Raw genomic sequence first — 16,494 nt, 5'->3', positions numbered from 1 at the left:
AACGGCGATATTCAAAATATTCGACACATCCATACAAAAAGCGCACACAGAGACAATAAAAGAAGGATTACCAGCTAGCAGAATCGACAGTCCGCCCTATAAGAAAAAGCCCCCATGAAGTTCAGGACATGTCTCGCGCCTTACTTGCTATCGACCACCAGCAAGTTGCGCTTGCAGGAGGATGCGTCATTCGGGAAAACCGCTCTTTCGTCCCGTACGTTTCCCGCCGCACCTATCCTGTCCGGTGGCCTCTCTCGCCGCCGCCCTCGCTGACCGATTCCGCCCCGCTGCCAGGAGCACGCCATGAGCCACGATCCGCCGAGCAAGGACCGCCGCCATTTCCTCACTACCAGTTCGGTGCTGGGCGCCGCCGGAGTCCTGTGGTCCGCCCTGCCCTTCGCCAACGCCGCCAGCCTTTCTCCCGCAAGCAACCCAGGAGGTTCCATGACCGCCGACCTGATCCTGCACAACGGCCGTTTCCACACCGTGGACCGCGACAACCCCACCGCCACCGCCGTGGCGATCAAGGACGGCAAGTTCCTTGCCGTCGGCAACGACGCCGAGGCGATGCTCCATCGCGGCAGCGCCACCCAGGTGATCGACCTGCAGAAGCGCACCGTGATCCCCGGTCTCAACGACTCGCACCTGCACCTGATCCGCGGTGGCCTCAACTACAACCTGGAGCTGCGCTGGGAAGGCGTGCCCTCCCTGGCCGACGCCTTGCGCATGCTCAAGAACCAGGCCGAACGCACGCCCAGCCCCCAGTGGGTGCGGGTGGTCGGCGGCTGGAACGAGTTCCAGTTCGCCGAGAAGCGCATGCCGACCCTGGAGGAATTGAACAAGGCCGCGCCGGACACCCCGGTGTTCGTCCTCCACCTGTACGATCGCGCCCTGCTCAACCGCGCCGCCCTGCGCGTGGTCGGCTACACCAAGGACACGCCCAACCCGCCCGGCGGCGAGATCGTCCGCGACAGCAGCGGCGAACCCACCGGCATGCTGATCGCCCGGCCCAACGCGATGATTCTCTACGCCACCCTGGCCAAGGGACCGAAGCTGCCGCTGGAATACCAGGTCAACTCCACCCGCCAGTTCATGCGCGAACTCAACCGCCTCGGCCTGACCAGCGCGATCGACGCCGGCGGCGGCTTCCAGAACTACCCGGACGACTACCAGGTGATTCGCGAACTGGCCGACCAGGGCCAGCTCACCGTACGCATCGCCTACAACCTGTTCACCCAGAAACCCAAGGAAGAACTCGCCGACTTCAAGAACTGGACCGGCAGCGTCAAGTACGGCCAGGGCAGCGATTTCTTCCGCCATAACGGCGCCGGCGAGATGCTGGTGTTCTCCGCCGCCGACTTCGAGGACTTCCTCGAACCGCGCCCGGACCTGCCGCAGACCATGGAGCAGGAGCTGGAGCCGGTGGTCCGCCACCTGGTGGAGCAGCGCTGGCCGTTCCGCCTGCACGCCACCTACGACGAATCGATCTCGCGGATGCTCGACGTGTTCGAGAAGGTCGACCGCGACATTCCGTTCAACGGCCTGCCCTGGTTCTTCGACCACGCCGAGACCATCACCCCGCGCAACATCGAGCGGGTGCGGGCACTCGGCGGCGGCATCGCGATCCAGGACCGCATGGCCTTCCAGGGCGAGTACTTCGTCGACCGCTACGGTGCCAAGGCCGCCGAGGCCACGCCGCCGATCCAGCGCATGCTCGCCGAGGGCGTGCCGGTGGGTGCCGGCACCGACGCCACCCGGGTCTCCAGCTACAACCCCTGGACCTCGCTGTACTGGCTGGTCAGCGGCCGCACCGTCGGCGGCATGGCCCTGTATCCGCAGGGCCTGCCGCGGGAAACGGCATTGCAGCTGTTCACCCACGGCAGCGCCTGGTTCTCCAGCGAGCAGGGCAAGAAAGGACAGATCAAGGTTGGCCAGCTCGCCGACCTGGCGGCGCTGTCGGCGGACTTCTTCGGCGTCGAGGAAGAGGCCATCAAGTGGATCGAGTCGGTGCTCACGGTGGTCGACGGCAAGGTCGTCTATGCCGCCGCCGAGTTCGACAAGCTCGGTCCGCCGGCGCCGCCGGTGCTGCCGGACTGGTCGCCGGTGGCCAAGGTACCCGGCCACTGGCGGCAAGGCGCGCCGCTGACCGCCCAGCTCCACCAGTGCGTCGGTGCCTGCGCGGTACACGCCCACGAGCACAACCGCGCGCGCCACTCCAACGTACCGGTGAGCGACTTCCAGGGTTTCTGGGGCGCATTCGGCTGTTCCTGCTTCGCTTTCTGACGTACCCGGGCGGGCCCTTCGCGGCCCGCCTCGCCCGGAGTTTTCCCGATGATCCGCGTTCGACCGGTCGGCCGCCTGGCCCTTTTCCTGGCGCTGGGCGGCACCTCGCCGTGCCACGCCGCGACAGAGGAAGCCAAGGCACCCGACTACCTGGAGTGGCGCCTGCTCAACCGCAACTACTTCCTCTACAACGACTATCGCCGCGCGGACGCCGGGCGCGGCTACCGCAAGGAATGGGCACACGGCCTGATCGCCGACCTGGAGTCGGCCTATACTCCCGGCCGCGTCGGTTTCGGCCTCGATCTCCACGGCTTCGCCGGCTTCAAGCTCGACGGCGGACGTGGCCATGCCGGCACCGGCCTGTTGCCGCTGGACTCATCCGGCGATAACGCCAGCGAGTATTCCGACGCCGGCGCCGCACTCAAGCTGCGGCTCGGCGAGAGCCTGCTCAAGGTCGGCGAGATGACCGTCGAGACCCCGGTCTTCGATACCAGCGACAAGCGCCTGCAACCCCAGTACGCCAGGGGCTTCTTCCTGCAGAGCGACGACCTCGACCGCGTGCGGATCCAGGCCGGGCGCTTCACCGCCTTCAAGGAACAGGCCTCCAGCTCCGGCCATGGCGACTTCGACGGCTACGGCGCGAGCACCGCCGGCAGCGCCATCGGCTTCGCCGGCGCCAGCCTGGCGGCCAGCGACAACCTGAGCGGCTCGCTGTTCGCCGCGCAACTGGACAACGTCTGGCGCCAGGTCTATCTCAACATGAACCTGCAACGTGCCGCGTTCAGCCTGGATGGCAACCTCTATCGCACGCGCGACCAGGGCCGCAGCCGGGCCGGCGCGATCGACACCCTGGCCTACAGCCTGCAACTGAAGTACCGCGTCGGCGCGCAGGGTTTCTCCCTGGCCTACCAGCGTGTCCATGGGGATACGCCGTTCGACTTCGTCGGAGGTGACTCCATCTACCTCGCCAACTCGATCAAGTACGCCGATTTCAACGGTCCCGGCGAACGCTCCTGGCAGGCCCGCTACGACCTCGACCTGGCCCCGTTCGGCCTGCCGGGGCTGAGCTTCATGGCGCGTTACGTCAGCGGCCGCGCCATCGACGGCAGCCATGCGCCGGCCGGCGGCGCCTACAACCCGCTGGGCGCCGATGGCCGCTACCGGCCCTTGCAGGGCAGCGGCGGCAAGCACTGGGAGCGCGACCTCGACCTGCGCTACCTGTTCGCCTCGGGCCCGTTCAAGGACCTCTCGCTGAACGTCTCGCACCTCAGCCACCGGGCCAACGCGGCCCAGGCCGGCGACGACATCGACCGCCTCTACCTGATCGTCGAATACCCACTCAAAGGCTCGCTCTGACCATGACCGCACCCGCCGCCTCACCCTGGAGTCCCCTGCGCCAAGCCACCTTCCGCTGGCTATGGCTGGCCAGCATCGCCTCGAACATCGGCACCTGGATGCACGAGGTGGGCGCCGGCTGGCTGATGACCTCGCTCTCCGCCAGCCCGCTGAACGTGGCCCTGGTGCAGGTCGCCGGATCGCTGCCGATGTTCTTCCTGGCCCTGCCGGCCGGCGCCCTCGCCGATATCGTCGACAAGCGCCGCTACCTGCTCGGCGTGCAATTGTGGATGGCCTTGGTGGCCACCCTGCTGGCCAGCCTCACCCTGCTCCAGTTGACCAGCGTCTGGCTGCTGCTCGGCCTGACCCTGTGCATGGGCATCGGCACCGCGCTGATGATGCCGGCCTGGAGCGCCACCACTCCGGAACTGGTGGGCAAGGACGAACTGCCGGCGGCGGTGGCGCTGTCCAGTGTCGGGGTCAACCTGGCGCGGGCGGTCGGACCGGCCATCGCCGGGGTGCTGGTGAGCCTGGTCGGCCCCTGGCTGACCTTCGCCCTCAACGCCCTCTCCTTCTTCGCGGTGATCGCCGTGCTGCTGGCCTGGAAACGCGAGGCCGTGCCCTCGGTGCTGCCGGCGGAACGCCTGTTCGGCGCCCTGCGCGCCGGCTGGCGCTACAGCCGCAGCTCGAGGCCACTGCAATCGGTGCTGGTGCGCGCGGTGGCGTTCTTCCTCGGCGCCAGCGCCGGCATGTCGCTGCTGCCGCTGATCGTGCGCGGCGAACTGCATGGCAACGCCATGGACTTCGGCCTGCTGCTGGGCAGCGTCGGCGTCGGCGCGGTGCTCGGCGCCGCGTTCCTGCCGCGCCTGCGCGAACGCCTCGGCAGCGACCGCCTGGTGCTGCTCTCCAGCGTGCTCTACGCACTGGTGCTGGTGGCCCTGGCGCTGCTGCGCAACCTCTATTTGCTGGTGCCGGTGATGCTGCTCAGCGGCGCGGCATGGATCGCCGTGCTCTCCAGCCTGCAGGTCGCCGCGCAGACCTCCGTACCGGCCTGGGTCCGCGCCCGCGCGCTGGCGGTCTATATCCTGGTGTTCTTCGGCAGCATGGCCGCCGGCGGCGCCCTGTGGGGTCTGGTCGCCAGCCACCTGTCGATCACCTTCGCCCTGCTCTGCGCCAGCGCCGCGCTGCTGCTCGGCCTGTTCGCGTCGCTGCGCTGTCGGCTGCCGGTCACCGAGGCCGAGGACCTCGCGCCGTCGCTGCACTGGCCGGCACCACTGGTCGACGAAGAGGTGGACCAGGAACGCGGCCCGGTGATGGTCACCCTCGAGTACGACATCGACCCGCAGGACGCCGCGGCATTCCAGGCGGCGATGGTGGAGGTGCGCGCCATGCGTCGGCGCAACGGCGCGGTGTCCTGGGGGCTGGTCCAGGACAGCGGCAACCGTCGCCTGTGGCTGGAGTTCTTCATCGACGAATCCTGGCTGGAGCACCTGCGCCACCACCAGCGGGTGACCCGCGGCGAGTTGCGGGTCGAGGCCGCCGCCCGGCGCTTCCAGAGCGCCGGCGTGGAGGTGCGCATCCGCCATTACCTGCACGGCGCGGCCAGGCCTTGAGCCTCCCGGGCGACGGTCGTCGCCTGCCCCTGGCGGATCCGCCCACGGCTGTTATCCTGCTCGCCGATGGCGCCACAAGGACGGTGGCCGGTAGCGATGCCGCGCACCCGCGGCGCCGCGAACGCAACCCACAGGGAAGTCCACGCATGTCCTACGACTACGAGAAAACCAGCCTCACCCTCTACCGGGCGGTATTCAAGGCCAACTACGACGGCGACGTCGGTCGCTACCTGCATCCCGACAAGGAACTCGCCGAGGCTGCGGAAGTCGCCCCGCTGCTGCATCCGACCTTCGACAGCCCCAACACCCCTGGCGTCCCCGCCCGCGCGCCGGACATCGTCGCCGGCCGCGACGGCCTCTACGCCCCGGACACCGGCGGCACCTCGATGTTCGACCGCGCCGGCGTGCTGCGCCGCGCCGACGGCGACTTCGTGATACCCGACGGCACCGACATCCCGCCGGACCTTAAGGTGAAGCAGGACAGCTACAACAAGCGCCTGCAAGCCACCCACTACACCATCATGCCGGCCAAGCCGATGTACCGGGAGGTCCTCATGGGCCAACTGGACAACTTCGTGCGCAACGCCATCCGCCGCCAATGGGAAAAAGCCCGCGGGCTCTAGGAGTGAACCATGAACCTGAAACCCCAGACCCTGATGGTGGCGATCCAGTGCGTCGCCGCGCGCACCCGCGAACTCGACGCGCAGTTGCAGAACGACGACCCGCAGAACGCCGCTGAACTCGAACAGTTGCTGGTCGGCTACGACCTCGCCGCCGACGACCTGAAGAACGCCTACGAGCAAGCCCTGGGCCAATACAGCGGCCTGCCGCCCTATGACCGGCTGATCGAAGAGCCGGCATCCTGACGGCCCGTGGGCAGGCCATCGTTGGCCTGCCCGCTCCAGCGCGCGCAGAGAAACGACAGATGGTCTTCGGCTGGCACGGCGACACCATCACCCGCGACACCGCAGTGTGCCGCGACTAGCGCAACGCCCAGGACGTACGGCGCTTCCTCGTCGGGCTGTGCGGCGCCGACTTCCGCTTCGATCGTGCCTTCATGGCCTGGATTGGCGACGGCGCGGCAAAATCCCTGAGTGAGGTGGCGGACGAACGGCGACGGCGCCACGCCGACACCAGCCCCTCCGCCTGAGCGAGCGCTCAGGCGCGGAAATGGCTCGGCGGCTGGCCGCTCCAGCGCTGGAAGGCATGGCGCAGGCTGGCGGTCTCGCTGAAGCCGAGTTCCTCGGCGATCCGGTAGATCGGCATGTCGCCGCTCTGCAACAACTCCTTGGCGCGGGCGAAGCGCAACTCGTCGAGCAATTGCTGGTAGCTGGTGCGCTGCTGCTGAAGGTGCCGGCGCAGGCTGCGCGACGAACAGTTCAGGCGCCTGGCCAGTTCCTCCAGGCCGGGCGGGTCCTGCAAGCGCTCGGCGAGGATCGCCCGGACCTTGTCCAGCCAGGCACGACGCGCGGCCAGGTCGATGTTCTGCCGCCGGCACTGTTCCAGCATCTCCCGGTGGGTCACCGGGTCGGCCAGCGGCAACGGGCGCTCCAGCCATTCGGCGGCGAAGCCGATGGCGCTGCGCTCGCGTTCGAAGTGCAACTCGCAGGCGAAACCCTCGGCGTAGGCCCGCGCCATCGCCTCGTCGCCGGCATAGTCGAAGGCCGCTTCCAGCAAGGGCAGCGGCTGGCCGAGCAGGTCGGCGCAGGTGACCTTCAGCGAGCCCAGGCAAAGCTCGGTGTTGAATGGCCGCAGCGCCTCGTCCTCGCCGTAGCCGGTGGCCACCAGCCAGGCGCGGCCGTCGGCGACTTCCAGCGACAGGTGGAAGTAGGTGCCGAGCAAGACCGGATAGCTGAGGCCGATGCGCAGCGCCTCGCCGAGGGTCGGCGCGGAGAGCAGCGCGTAGCCGAGCAGGCCGTAGGCGGAAATCCGCGTGCGCAGCCCCAGGCGCAGGCCGAGGGCAGGCTCGTCGCTGAGCCGGCAGGCGTTGGCGAACACCTGCTGCTCCTGCCAGGGGCTGATCAGGCGCCGCAGGTCGAGCAGGTCGGCGGGGGTGATGCCACTGCCTTCGAGCAGTTGCTCGCGGGCGAACCCTTCCTTCTCCAGCAGCGAGAGAGTGAGGGTCGACATGTGCAGCGAGTTGAGCCAGGTGGCGCGGGAGAAGGTCGAGTCGATCATGGCGTGCCCATCGTTACCGGTGGCCGCGCCGCGCTGTTACCGCGCGGACGGGATACACAGGGTAGGCAAGTTGCGTGCCGCCGCGCCTGTCGCCGGTCCCGCAGGCAGTTGGCTCAACCGCGCGAGAGGAAGCGCATGCCCTCCTCCAGGCCGCTCAGGGTCAACGGATACATCTGTTCCTTGACCAGTTCGCGGACCAGGCCGGTGGACGCCGTGTAGTTCCAGGTGTCCTTCGGATAGGGGTTGATCCAGATGAGCTTCTTGTACTTCTCCATGAAGCGCTGCATCCAGACGTAACCGGCTTCCTCGTTCCAGTGCTCGACGCTGCCGCCGGCCTGGGTGATTTCGTAGGGCGCCATCGCCGCGTCGCCGACGAACACCACCTTGTAGTCCGGACCGTACTTGTGCAGCAGGTCGAAGGTGGCGGTGCGTTCGCTGCTGCGGCGCAGGTTGTTCTTCCACACCGACTCGTAGATGAAGTTGTGGAAGTAGAAATACTCCAGGTGCTTGAACTCGGTCTTGCAGGCCGAGAACAGCTCCTCGCAGACCTTGACGTGGGCGTCCATCGAGCCACCGATGTCCAGCAGCAGCAACAGCTTCACCGTGTTGCGCCGCTCCGGGCGCATCTGGATGTTGAGCAGCCCGGCGTCCTTCGCGGTGTGGTCGATGGTGCCGTCGATGTCCAGCTCCTCCGCCGCGCCCTCGCGGGCGAACTTGCGCAGGCGCCGCAGGGCGATCTTGATGTTGCGCGTACCCAGTTCGACCTGGTCGTCGAGGTTCTTGTATTCGCGCTGGTCCCAGACCTTGGCCGCCTTGCCCTGGCGCTTGCCGGCGTCGCCGACGCGGATGCCCTCCGGGTTGAAACCGCCGGAGCCGAACGGACTGGTACCGCCGGTACCGATCCACTTGTTACCGCCGGCATGGCGCTCCTTCTGTTCCTCGAGGCGTTTCTTGAACTCCTCGATCAGCTTGTCCAGGCCGCCGAGGGACTGGATCTGCGCCTTTTCCTCGTCGGTCAGCAGGCGCTCGAACTCCTTGCGCAGCCATTCCTCGGGGATCAGCGCCTTGAGGTGGTCGTCGAGCTTCTCCAGGCCCTTGAAGTAGGCGCCGAAGGCCCGGTCGAACTTGTCGAAGTGGCGCTCGTCCTTGACCATGATGGTGCGCGCCAGGTAGTAGAACTCGTCCATGTCGGCGAACACCACGCGGTGCTTCAGGGCATCGATCAGGTCGAGCAGCTCGCGCACCGACACCGGCACCTTGGCTGCGCGCATTTCGTTGAACAGGTTGAGCAGCATGGCTGCGACCTCGTCTGTTGTCCGTTGATCCCGGCGCGCGAGCGCCGGTCAGTATTGGTGTTCCTGCGGCAGGTCGTCGGCGATGACGTACCAGTCGGCTTTCGAACCCACGTAGATGTGCCGCTGCGCTACCGATGGCAGCGGCGAGTCGAGGGTGCCGAGGGCGATAGAGGTGTACGTCGGGTCCTCGTTGCCGCCAAGCCACTGCAGGTTCGATCCGCAGTGGCGGCAGAAGGTACGGGTGACGCCTGGCGACGAGTGGTATTCGGCCACCGCGTCCGCTCCGGCGACATAGCGGAACGCCTCGCGGCGCACCTTGCCGTAGGTGGCGAACGCCGCGCCGTGGGCCTTGCGGCACTGGCTGCAATGACAATGACTGGCCGACTCGATGGGCGCGTCGATTTCATAGCTTACCGCGCCGCACAGGCAACTTCCGCTGAGCATGGGATGTTCCTCCGCTGTCTGGCGTGCCGCCCCGCAGCCCTTTCCCCGGAAAGGGCCGACGCACTCAGCGGCTGGCGCGGCGGCTCATGAACGCCAGGCGCTCGAGAAGCTGCACGTCCTGCTCGTTCTTCACCAGGGCGCCGGCCAGCGGCGGGATCGCCTTGGTCGGGTCGCGTTCGCGCAGCACCGCTTCGCCGATCTCGTCGGCCATCAGCAGCTTCAGCCAGTCGACCAGCTCGGAAGTCGAAGGTTTCTTTTTCAGGCCGGGCACCTTGCGCACGTCGAAGAAGATGTCCAGCGCCTCGCTGACCAGCGACTGCTTGATGTTCGGGTAGTGCACGTCGACGATCTTCTGCAACGTCTCGCGGTCGGGGAAGGCGATGTAATGGAAGAAGCAGCGGCGCAGGAAGGCGTCGGGCAGTTCCTTCTCGTTGTTCGAGGTGATGATGATGATCGGGCGCTGCTTCGCCTTGATGGTTTCGTTGGTCTCGTAGACGTAGAACTCCATCTTGTCGAGTTCCTGCAGCAGGTCGTTGGGGAACTCGATGTCGGCCTTGTCGATCTCGTCGATCAGCAGGATCACCCGCTCCTCGGCCTCGAAGGCCTCCCAGAGCTTGCCCTTCTTGATGTAGTTGCGCACGTCGTGAACCTTGTCCACGCCCAGCTGCGAATCGCGCAGGCGGCTTACCGCATCGTACTCGTAGAGGCCCTGGTGGGCCTTGGTGGTGGACTTGATGTGCCAGGTGATCAGCTTGGCGCCGAAGGACTCGGCCAGCTGCTCGGCGAGCATGGTCTTGCCGGTGCCCGGTTCGCCCTTCACCAGCAGCGGCCGCTGCAGGGTGATGGCGGCGTTGACCGCGAGCTTGAGGTCGTCGGTGGCGACGTAGGACTGGGTGCCTTCGAACTTCATCAGGAAATCCTCGAACGGTAACGCCCTGGCTGGAAAACCGGGCAGTTCAGTATTGTTTGAAAACCCGACTATAACGCGGGGACAAGCGCACTGTGAACGCAGACGGGTCATTCAGTCACTGAATGCCCGGCCACCTCGCGACCCGCCGTTCCGCCCGCGTCTTCAACCGTCGTCGTCGCGCGTCGCCGGGGAACGCTCGAAACGAGCGTTGAACGCCTCGACGAACGCGTTGCGGAGAATCCCGAGGAACGCCTGGAACGCGCTGACGTCCCGCTGGTGGATATTACCGCTCAGGCTCACACGGGTTGCGAACTGGTCTTTGCGCTGGTTCTTCAGCACCGTCTCGCCACCGCCGACCAGCGCCTCCCACACCGAGCGGAACAGGTTCTTGTCGCCATCCTCCACGTCCTGCCGCCAGTTGAACACGTCCACGTCGCGCAGCAGCGGCTTGATGTAGCCATCCAACTGGCCGCGCTTAGCCTGGGCCTCCAGCACCAGGTCGCCGGTGCCGGCATTGAAGTCGAACTTGCCATAGGCGCTGGCGAAGTCGTTGAGCCGCTTCAGCTCGACGCGGGTGACCCGCAGGCGCAGGTCGAAGTCCTCGAAGTCGCTCAGCGGGTCGAAATGCGCCGCCACTTCCAGCGGCGCCTGGCCGAGTATCCGCGCCGTGCCTTCGAGACGCGCCGGCCGCTCGCCCCGGGCGTCGGCCACGTTGGTCAGGTTATAGATGCTGGCGTTGAGCGCCGAGGCGTGCAGGTTCACCGGCGGCTTCGAAGTGAAGTTGCGGAAACGCAGGGTGCCGTCCACCACCCGCACCTCGTTGAGGGTGATCGGCAGCAGCTTGTCCAGTTGCTCGCGCCAGTCGGTGCCGGCACCGGTCTGCGAGGCGTCGCGGTCGCCGCCGGCATCGACGAAGTTGAGCTGCGGACGCTCGAAGACCACCCGCGCCACTACTGCGTGATCATCCCAGAGCGCCTGCCAGCTCACCGACAGGTCGATGCTCGGCGCGTCGAGGAACGGCACCGGCACCTTGCCGTTGTCCTTGACGATGCTCAGCCCGTCGATCCGATACGCGCCGCGCCAGAGCGCCAGGTCGACGTCGGCGATGTGCCCACGGTAGTCGCCCATGTCGGCCAGCTTGCCGTTCAGGTAGTCGCGCACCAGGTACGGCAGCGCCAGGTGCAGCGCCAGCAACAACAGAAGCAGCGCCGCCAGGCTGCCCAGGGGAATGGCATAGCGTTTCTTCATCGGTACGGCCCTCCTGGACAGTGGACACGCGCGGCGCGCCGCTGGTTCGAACGCGTCTGGACGCGCGGGCGGGGGCGGAATAGGCTGATTGATCTTTCTCCATGCGACAAGGACACCATCATGAGCCGCATCTTCGCAGACAACGCGCAGTCCATCGGCAACACGCCGCTGGTCCAGATCAACCGCATCGCCCCGCGCGGCGTCACCATCCTGGCCAAGATCGAAGGGCGCAACCCCGGCTATTCGGTGAAGTGCCGGATCGGCGCGAACATGATCTGGGATGCCGAAGCCAGCGGCAGACTGAAGTCCGGCATGACCCTGGTCGAGCCGACCTCCGGCAACACCGGCATCGGCCTCGCCTTCGTCGCCGCCGCACGCGGCTACAAACTGATCCTGACCATGCCGGCGTCGATGAGCCTGGAGCGACGCAAGGTGCTCAAGGCGCTGGGCGCGGAGCTGGTCCTGACCGAACCGGCGAAGGGCATGAAGGGTGCGATCCAGAAGGCCGAGGAACTGGTCGCGGGGGATCCCGGGAAGTACTTCATGCCGCAGCAGTTCGACAACCCGGCCAACCCGGCGATCCATGAGAAGACCACCGGCCCGGAGATCTGGAACGATACCGAGGGCGCGGTGGACGTGCTGGTCTCCGGGGTCGGCACCGGCGGCACCCTCACCGGCGTCTCGCGCTACATCAAGAACACCCGGGGCAAGCCGATCCTCGCCGTGGCGGTGGAGCCGGTGACCTCGCCGGTGATCAGCCAGACCCTCGCCGGCGAGGAGGTCAAGCCCGCCCCGCACAAGATCCAGGGCATCGGCGCCGGCTTCGTGCCGAAGAACCTCGACCTGTCGCTGGTCGACCGGGTCGAGAAGATCGGCGACGACGAAGCGAAGAACATGGCGCTGCGCCTGATGCAGGAAGAAGGCATCCTCTGCGGCATCTCCTCCGGCGCGGCGATGGCCGCCGCGGTGCGCCTGGCCGAGGAGCCGAACATGCAGGGCAAGACCATCGTGGTGATCCTCCCCGATTCCGGCGAGCGCTATCTTTCGAGCATGCTCTTCGACGGCCTGTTCAGCGAACAGGAACTGACCCAGTAACCACCGACCCGCGGCGCCGCAGCGAACCGGCGCCGCCTTGCGCCAGGCGTATCGAATCATGCTGGAAACCTCGCTCTTCGTAGCCACCCTCGCCACCCTGGGCATGCTCTCGCCCGGCCCGGACTTCTTCCTGATCATCCGCAACGCGGCGCGCTACCAGCGCTCGGCGGCGATGATGACCTCGCTGGGGGTGATCCTCGGCGTGGCCACCCACATGGCCTACTGCGTCGCCGGCCTGGCGGTGCTGATCACCACCACGCCGTGGCTGTTCAACGCGCTGAAGTACACCGGCGCGGTCTACCTGATCTGGATCGGCATCCAGGCCCTGCGCTCGCGCGGCGGCGGCACGCTCGACCTGGCGGTCGGCGGCGTGCAGCGCGTCGGCCACTGGAGCGCGTTCCTCCAGGGCTACCTGTGCAACCTGCTCAACCCCAAGGCCACGCTGTTCTTCCTCGCCGTGTTCACCCAGGTGCTGAGCCTGGACTCCAGCTTCGCCGAGAAGCTCTGGTACGCCGGCATCATCGTCGGCCTCGCCGCACTCTGGTGGCCGCTGCTGGTGGTGCTGATCCAGAGCGCGGTGGTGCGCCGCGGCCTGGCCAGGGCCCAGGGGGTGGTGGACAAGCTGCTCGGCGGCCTGCTGATCGCCCTCGGGGTCAAGGTCGCCCTGAGTTGAGGCAGGCGGGCGGAGCGACGCCCCGCTGCGGTGCCGGCGCCTGTCTGCGGGCCCGCAGGTAAAAGCCGCCCCTTTCCTCGCTTCCGGCAACGCGGGATAAAACCCAGGTGCCGGCCAGCGTTGCCGGCGCCCCCTGAGCGCCGGCGGCGAACCAGTCCGTCGCCGACGCTGTCGTCAGCCGACAGGACACCTACAACAATGAAGACCCGCATCGCTTCCCTCACCCTCCTCGCCCTCGCTTGCGGCAGCGGCGCAACCCTCGCCGCGGACAACCTGAAGATCTACAACTGGTCCGAATACATCGCTCCCGAAACCGTGGCGAACTTCGCCAAGGAAACCGGCATCCAGGCCACCTACGACGTCTACGACAGCAACGAGACCCTCGACGGCAAGCTGATGACCGGCCAATCCGGCTACGACGTGGTATTCCCGTCGAACCACTTCATGGCCAAGCAGATCCAGGCCGGCGCCCTGAAGAAGCTGGACAAGTCCCAGCTGCCCAACTGGAAGAACCTCAACCCGGTGCTGCTCAAGGCCCTGGAGGTCAACGATCCGGGCAACCAGTACGGCTTCCCCTACCTCTGGGGCACCACCGGCATCGGCTACAACCCGGCGAAGATCAAGGCGGTGCTCGGCGACGACGCGCCGCTGGACTCCTGGGATATCTTCTTCAAGCCCGAATACATGCAGAAACTGAGCAAGTGCGGGGTGGCGGTGCTGGACAACGGCCCCGAGCTGCTGCCCATCACCCTCAACTACCTCGGCCTGCCACACCACAGCCAGAAGGCCGACGACTACAAGCAGGCCCAGGCGGCGCTGCTGAAGGTGCGCCCGTACATCCGCTACTTCCACTCCTCGAAGTACGTCAGCGACCTGGCCAACGGCGAGATCTGCATGGTGGTCGGTTTCTCCGGCGACATCCTGCAGGCCGCGACCCGCGCCAAGGAGGCCAACAACGGCGTGGAAGTGCGCTACTCGACGCCGAAGGAAGGCTCGCCGCTGTGGTTCGACATGGTCTCGATGCCGGTCGACGCGCCCGACGAGAAGGCCGGCTACGCCTTCATGAACTACCTGCTGCGTCCCGAGGTGATGGCCGCGATCAGCAACCATGTGCACTACGCCAACGGCAACCTGGCCGCCGACCCGCTGGTGGACGCCGAGATCAAGGCCGACCCGGCGATCTACCCGCCGCAGGAGAAGATGGCCAAGCTGTTCGCCCTCGAGTCCATGCCGCAGAAGATCGACCGCGTGCGCACGCGCACCTGGAACACGGCGAAGACCGGCAAGTGAAGCCCGGCGCCGGCCCGGTTTGTCGCCGGGCTGGCGTTTTAGCGCAAGGCTCGCCCACAGGCTCGTCAAATCCCGGACGGCCCGCTATAGTCCCTCTCGTTGTCTTCATCGACCGGATAGCCTCCATGAACCAGCGCTCGCACAGCTCGCTCCCCGCCCTTCCGGTAGCCACCGGCGAGGTCGGCGCGCTCCAGCCGTGCGCCAGCCTGGGCTGCGTTTCCCCTCCTGTAGTCGCCTCGCCGCCGCCTCCCCCTCCCGGTTCGGCCGCCTGCCCGCCGCCGGGCGTCAGTCCCTGACGAGCGCGGTAGCGCCCCAACGCCCTTCCACAGCCCGCCGCAAGCAGCGCCATCCGCTGCCGAAGCGTGCCGTCCGCCGCCGGCCCGAGCCCGCGGCATGCCCGACTACAAGGTGGCAGATCCATGTTTGCACTGAACAAATCCGCACTGGCCGGCCTGGCCAGCACCAGCCTCTTCGTCCTGCTCTGGAGCAGCGGGGCCATCGCCTCGAAATGGGGCCTGGCGCATTCCTCGCCGTTCGCCTTCCTGGTGTTCCGCTTCGGCATCGCCCTCGCCTGCCTGCTGCCGCTCGCCCCGCTGCTCAGGCTGCGCGCGCCGCGCAGCGCGCGTGAGCGCGGCAAGGCCCTGCTCACCGGCCTGGTGATGCTGGGGGTCTATCCGATCTTCTATATCTTCTCGCTGAAGCTGCAGGTCACTCCCGGCATGATGGCGACCATCCTCGGCGTGCAACCGATCCTCACCGCCGTCATCCTCGAACGCCGGCAGTCGCCGGCGCGCCTGTTCGGCCTGCTGCTGGGCCTGGCCGGCCTGGTGCTGGTGGTCTACCAGGGCATCGGTCTGGCCGGGATGTCCACGGCCGGCATCCTCTGCGCACTGCTGGCGCTGGCCGGCGTCACCGGCGGCTCGATCATGCAGAAGGGCATCCGCGAGAACCCGCTGGGCACCCTGCCCCTGCAGTACCTCGCCGGCCTCGGCCTGTGCCTGGCGTTCGTGCCCTTCCAGCCGTTCGAGTTCGAATGGAACGCCGGCTTCCTGGTCCCCGCGCTATGGATGGGCGTCGTGGTCTCGGTGGGCGCGACCCTGCTGCTCTACCGGCTGATCGCCCAGGGCAACCTGGTCAACGTCACCAGCCTGTTCTACCTGGTGCCGGCGGTGACCGCGATCATGGACTTCATGGTCTTCGGCAACCGCCTCGGCTGGCTCAGCCTGCTGGGCATGGGGCTGATCGTGGTGGGGCTGATGTTCGTCTTCCGCAAGGCCGGCTGAGCGAACCGAGCGGGTCGCGGCCCGCCCTTGGCAGAGCGCGCGCGGATTCAGTTCTGCGCGAGCTTGCCAGCCATCGCCGCGAACCCCGGCCCCGGCACCGCCGTCACATCGCGCGACCCCACCGGCTCGCCGCACTCCGGGCAGACCATGGTCGGCCGGAACTTGTGGCCACAGGCCTTGTGCACATACTCCACCGGAGCGCCGCGGCCCTCGTCGAGCCAGCGGTCGCCCCAATTGGCCAGGGCCAGCAGCACCGGATGCAGGTCGTGGCCCATCTCGGTGAGGCGGTATTCGTAGCGCGGCGGTCGCTCCTGGTAAGGCACCTTCTTCAGCGCGCCCGCCTCCACCAGCCGGCTCAGGCGGTCGACCAGTACCTGGCGGGTGACCCCGAGGCTGGCCTGGAACTCATCGAAGCGGCGCATGCCGAGAAAGCAGTTGCGCAGGATCAGCAGCGTCCAGCGATCGCCGAGGATCGCCAGGCTGCGCGCCATCGAACAGGGCGTTTCGCCGACTTCTTGCCATTTCATGGGGTTCTCCCGGAAAAACCTCCGTCCATTCTAGGGGGCCGCTTCGGAGCTTGACCAGTTCCAAATTGGAACTTAGTATCCGGCCGAAAAGGTCATGGACCCGGCGCGCTCCTGCCAGGATCGGACAAACCAGCACTACGGACGGGTCCCATGTCAGCGCCCGCGTAATAAGTTCCGATTCGGAACTGTAGAAGCGTCGAGCATGAGAGGGAAAGGCCGATACGACGGGGTTCCGTGTGCCGCCCGCGCGTCGTCCTTGCAGCACAGCGTCAGGCAGTCCCGAAAGAACGAAGCCCGCACGGCTGGGGTGCGCCCCAGGT

16 protein-coding genes are annotated in these 16,494 nt (G+C 67.1%); 10 read left to right on the top strand and 6 right to left on the bottom strand.

Translation table 11 applies throughout. The features are described from left to right. Nucleotides 1-444 precede the first annotated feature (444 nt). The 6 genes from ACM0M4_RS13095 to ACM0M4_RS13070 all read left to right on the top strand — a co-directional run bounded on the left by ACM0M4_RS13095 (nt 445) and on the right by ACM0M4_RS13070 (nt 6,381). Nucleotides 445-2,283 (top strand): amidohydrolase, encoded by a 1,839-nt coding sequence (locus ACM0M4_RS13095; RefSeq protein WP_115288982.1) that lies wholly within the window; start codon nt 445-447, stop codon nt 2,281-2,283. Between the two features lie 48 nt (nt 2,284-2,331). Continuing rightward, nucleotides 2,332-3,639 (top strand): OprD family porin, encoded by a 1,308-nt coding sequence (locus tag ACM0M4_RS13090; protein ID WP_003160477.1) that lies wholly within the window; start codon nt 2,332-2,334, stop codon nt 3,637-3,639. Between the two features lie 2 nt (nt 3,640-3,641). After that, a complete protein-coding gene (locus ACM0M4_RS13085; RefSeq protein ID WP_003101515.1) occupies nt 3,642-5,231 on the top strand; it encodes an MFS transporter in 1,590 nt (529 codons plus the stop codon). Between the two features lie 146 nt (nt 5,232-5,377). Beyond that, entirely contained in the window at nt 5,378-5,854 is a 477-nt protein-coding gene (gene tse2 / locus ACM0M4_RS13080; RefSeq protein ID WP_221345539.1) for a type VI secretion system effector Tse2, read from the top strand. Nucleotides 5,855-5,863: 9 nt separating this feature from the next. Continuing rightward, on the top strand, nt 5,864-6,097 hold the full coding sequence (gene tsi2 / locus ACM0M4_RS13075; protein ID WP_003114383.1) for a type IV secretion system immunity protein Tsi2: 234 nt from the start codon (nt 5,864-5,866) through the stop codon (nt 6,095-6,097). A 155-nt stretch (nt 6,098-6,252) separates the two neighbouring features. Then, nucleotides 6,253-6,381, top strand: a complete 129-nt coding sequence (locus tag ACM0M4_RS13070) for a DUF6434 domain-containing protein (protein ID WP_307736771.1) — start codon at nt 6,253-6,255, stop codon at nt 6,379-6,381. Between the two features lie 8 nt (nt 6,382-6,389). Here ACM0M4_RS13070 and ACM0M4_RS13065 read toward each other — a convergent pair whose 3' ends face one another. From ACM0M4_RS13065 to ACM0M4_RS13045, 5 genes are all read right to left on the bottom strand, one after another. Then, nucleotides 6,390-7,409, bottom strand: coding sequence for an AraC family transcriptional regulator (locus ACM0M4_RS13065; protein WP_003101519.1), 1,020 nt, complete (start codon nt 7,407-7,409; stop codon nt 6,390-6,392). 113 nt (nt 7,410-7,522) lie between these two features. Continuing rightward, nucleotides 7,523-8,704 carry a vWA domain-containing protein gene (locus ACM0M4_RS13060; RefSeq protein WP_003101527.1) on the bottom strand — a complete coding sequence of 394 codons (1,182 nt, stop codon included), beginning with the start codon at nt 8,702-8,704 and terminating at the stop codon, nt 7,523-7,525. Nucleotides 8,705-8,752: 48 nt separating this feature from the next. Continuing rightward, a complete protein-coding gene (locus ACM0M4_RS13055; RefSeq protein WP_003101529.1) occupies nt 8,753-9,148 on the bottom strand; it encodes a GFA family protein in 396 nt (131 codons plus the stop codon). Between the two features lie 64 nt (nt 9,149-9,212). Then, a complete protein-coding gene (locus tag ACM0M4_RS13050; protein WP_003090571.1) occupies nt 9,213-10,058 on the bottom strand; it encodes an AAA family ATPase in 846 nt (281 codons plus the stop codon). Between the two features lie 162 nt (nt 10,059-10,220). Next, nucleotides 10,221-11,306 (bottom strand): DUF748 domain-containing protein, encoded by a 1,086-nt coding sequence (locus ACM0M4_RS13045; protein WP_003090572.1) that lies wholly within the window; start codon nt 11,304-11,306, stop codon nt 10,221-10,223. A 120-nt stretch (nt 11,307-11,426) separates the two neighbouring features. Here ACM0M4_RS13045 and cysK point away from each other — a divergent pair, with 120 nt between their 5' ends. The 4 genes from cysK to ACM0M4_RS13025 all read left to right on the top strand — a co-directional run bounded on the left by cysK (nt 11,427) and on the right by ACM0M4_RS13025 (nt 15,647). Next, nucleotides 11,427-12,401, top strand: a complete 975-nt coding sequence (gene cysK / locus ACM0M4_RS13040) for a cysteine synthase A (RefSeq protein WP_003090573.1) — start codon at nt 11,427-11,429, stop codon at nt 12,399-12,401. A 58-nt stretch (nt 12,402-12,459) separates the two neighbouring features. After that, nucleotides 12,460-13,074 (top strand): LysE family translocator, encoded by a 615-nt coding sequence (locus ACM0M4_RS13035; RefSeq protein ID WP_003090574.1) that lies wholly within the window; start codon nt 12,460-12,462, stop codon nt 13,072-13,074. 198 nt (nt 13,075-13,272) lie between these two features. After that, nucleotides 13,273-14,364: a polyamine ABC transporter substrate-binding protein gene (locus ACM0M4_RS13030; protein WP_054375791.1), complete on the top strand. Its 1,092-nt coding sequence runs from the start codon at nt 13,273-13,275 to the stop codon at nt 14,362-14,364. Nucleotides 14,365-14,783: 419 nt separating this feature from the next. Then, on the top strand, nt 14,784-15,647 hold the full coding sequence (locus ACM0M4_RS13025) for a DMT family transporter (RefSeq protein WP_003131044.1): 864 nt from the start codon (nt 14,784-14,786) through the stop codon (nt 15,645-15,647). A gap of 47 nt (nt 15,648-15,694) precedes the next feature. On the opposite strand, the gene ACM0M4_RS13020 is transcribed toward ACM0M4_RS13025, so the two are convergent. Beyond that, nucleotides 15,695-16,174, bottom strand: coding sequence for a winged helix-turn-helix transcriptional regulator (locus ACM0M4_RS13020; protein ID WP_023122059.1), 480 nt, complete (start codon nt 16,172-16,174; stop codon nt 15,695-15,697). Nucleotides 16,175-16,494: the final 320 nt, after the last annotated feature.

The sequence above is a fragment of the Pseudomonas sp. 18-147 genome (genome assembly GCF_051048045.1).
In the GTDB taxonomy this organism is placed as follows: Bacteria; Pseudomonadota; Gammaproteobacteria; order Pseudomonadales; family Pseudomonadaceae; genus Pseudomonas; species Pseudomonas aeruginosa.
This window is presented reverse-complemented; position numbering and strand designations above follow the sequence as displayed.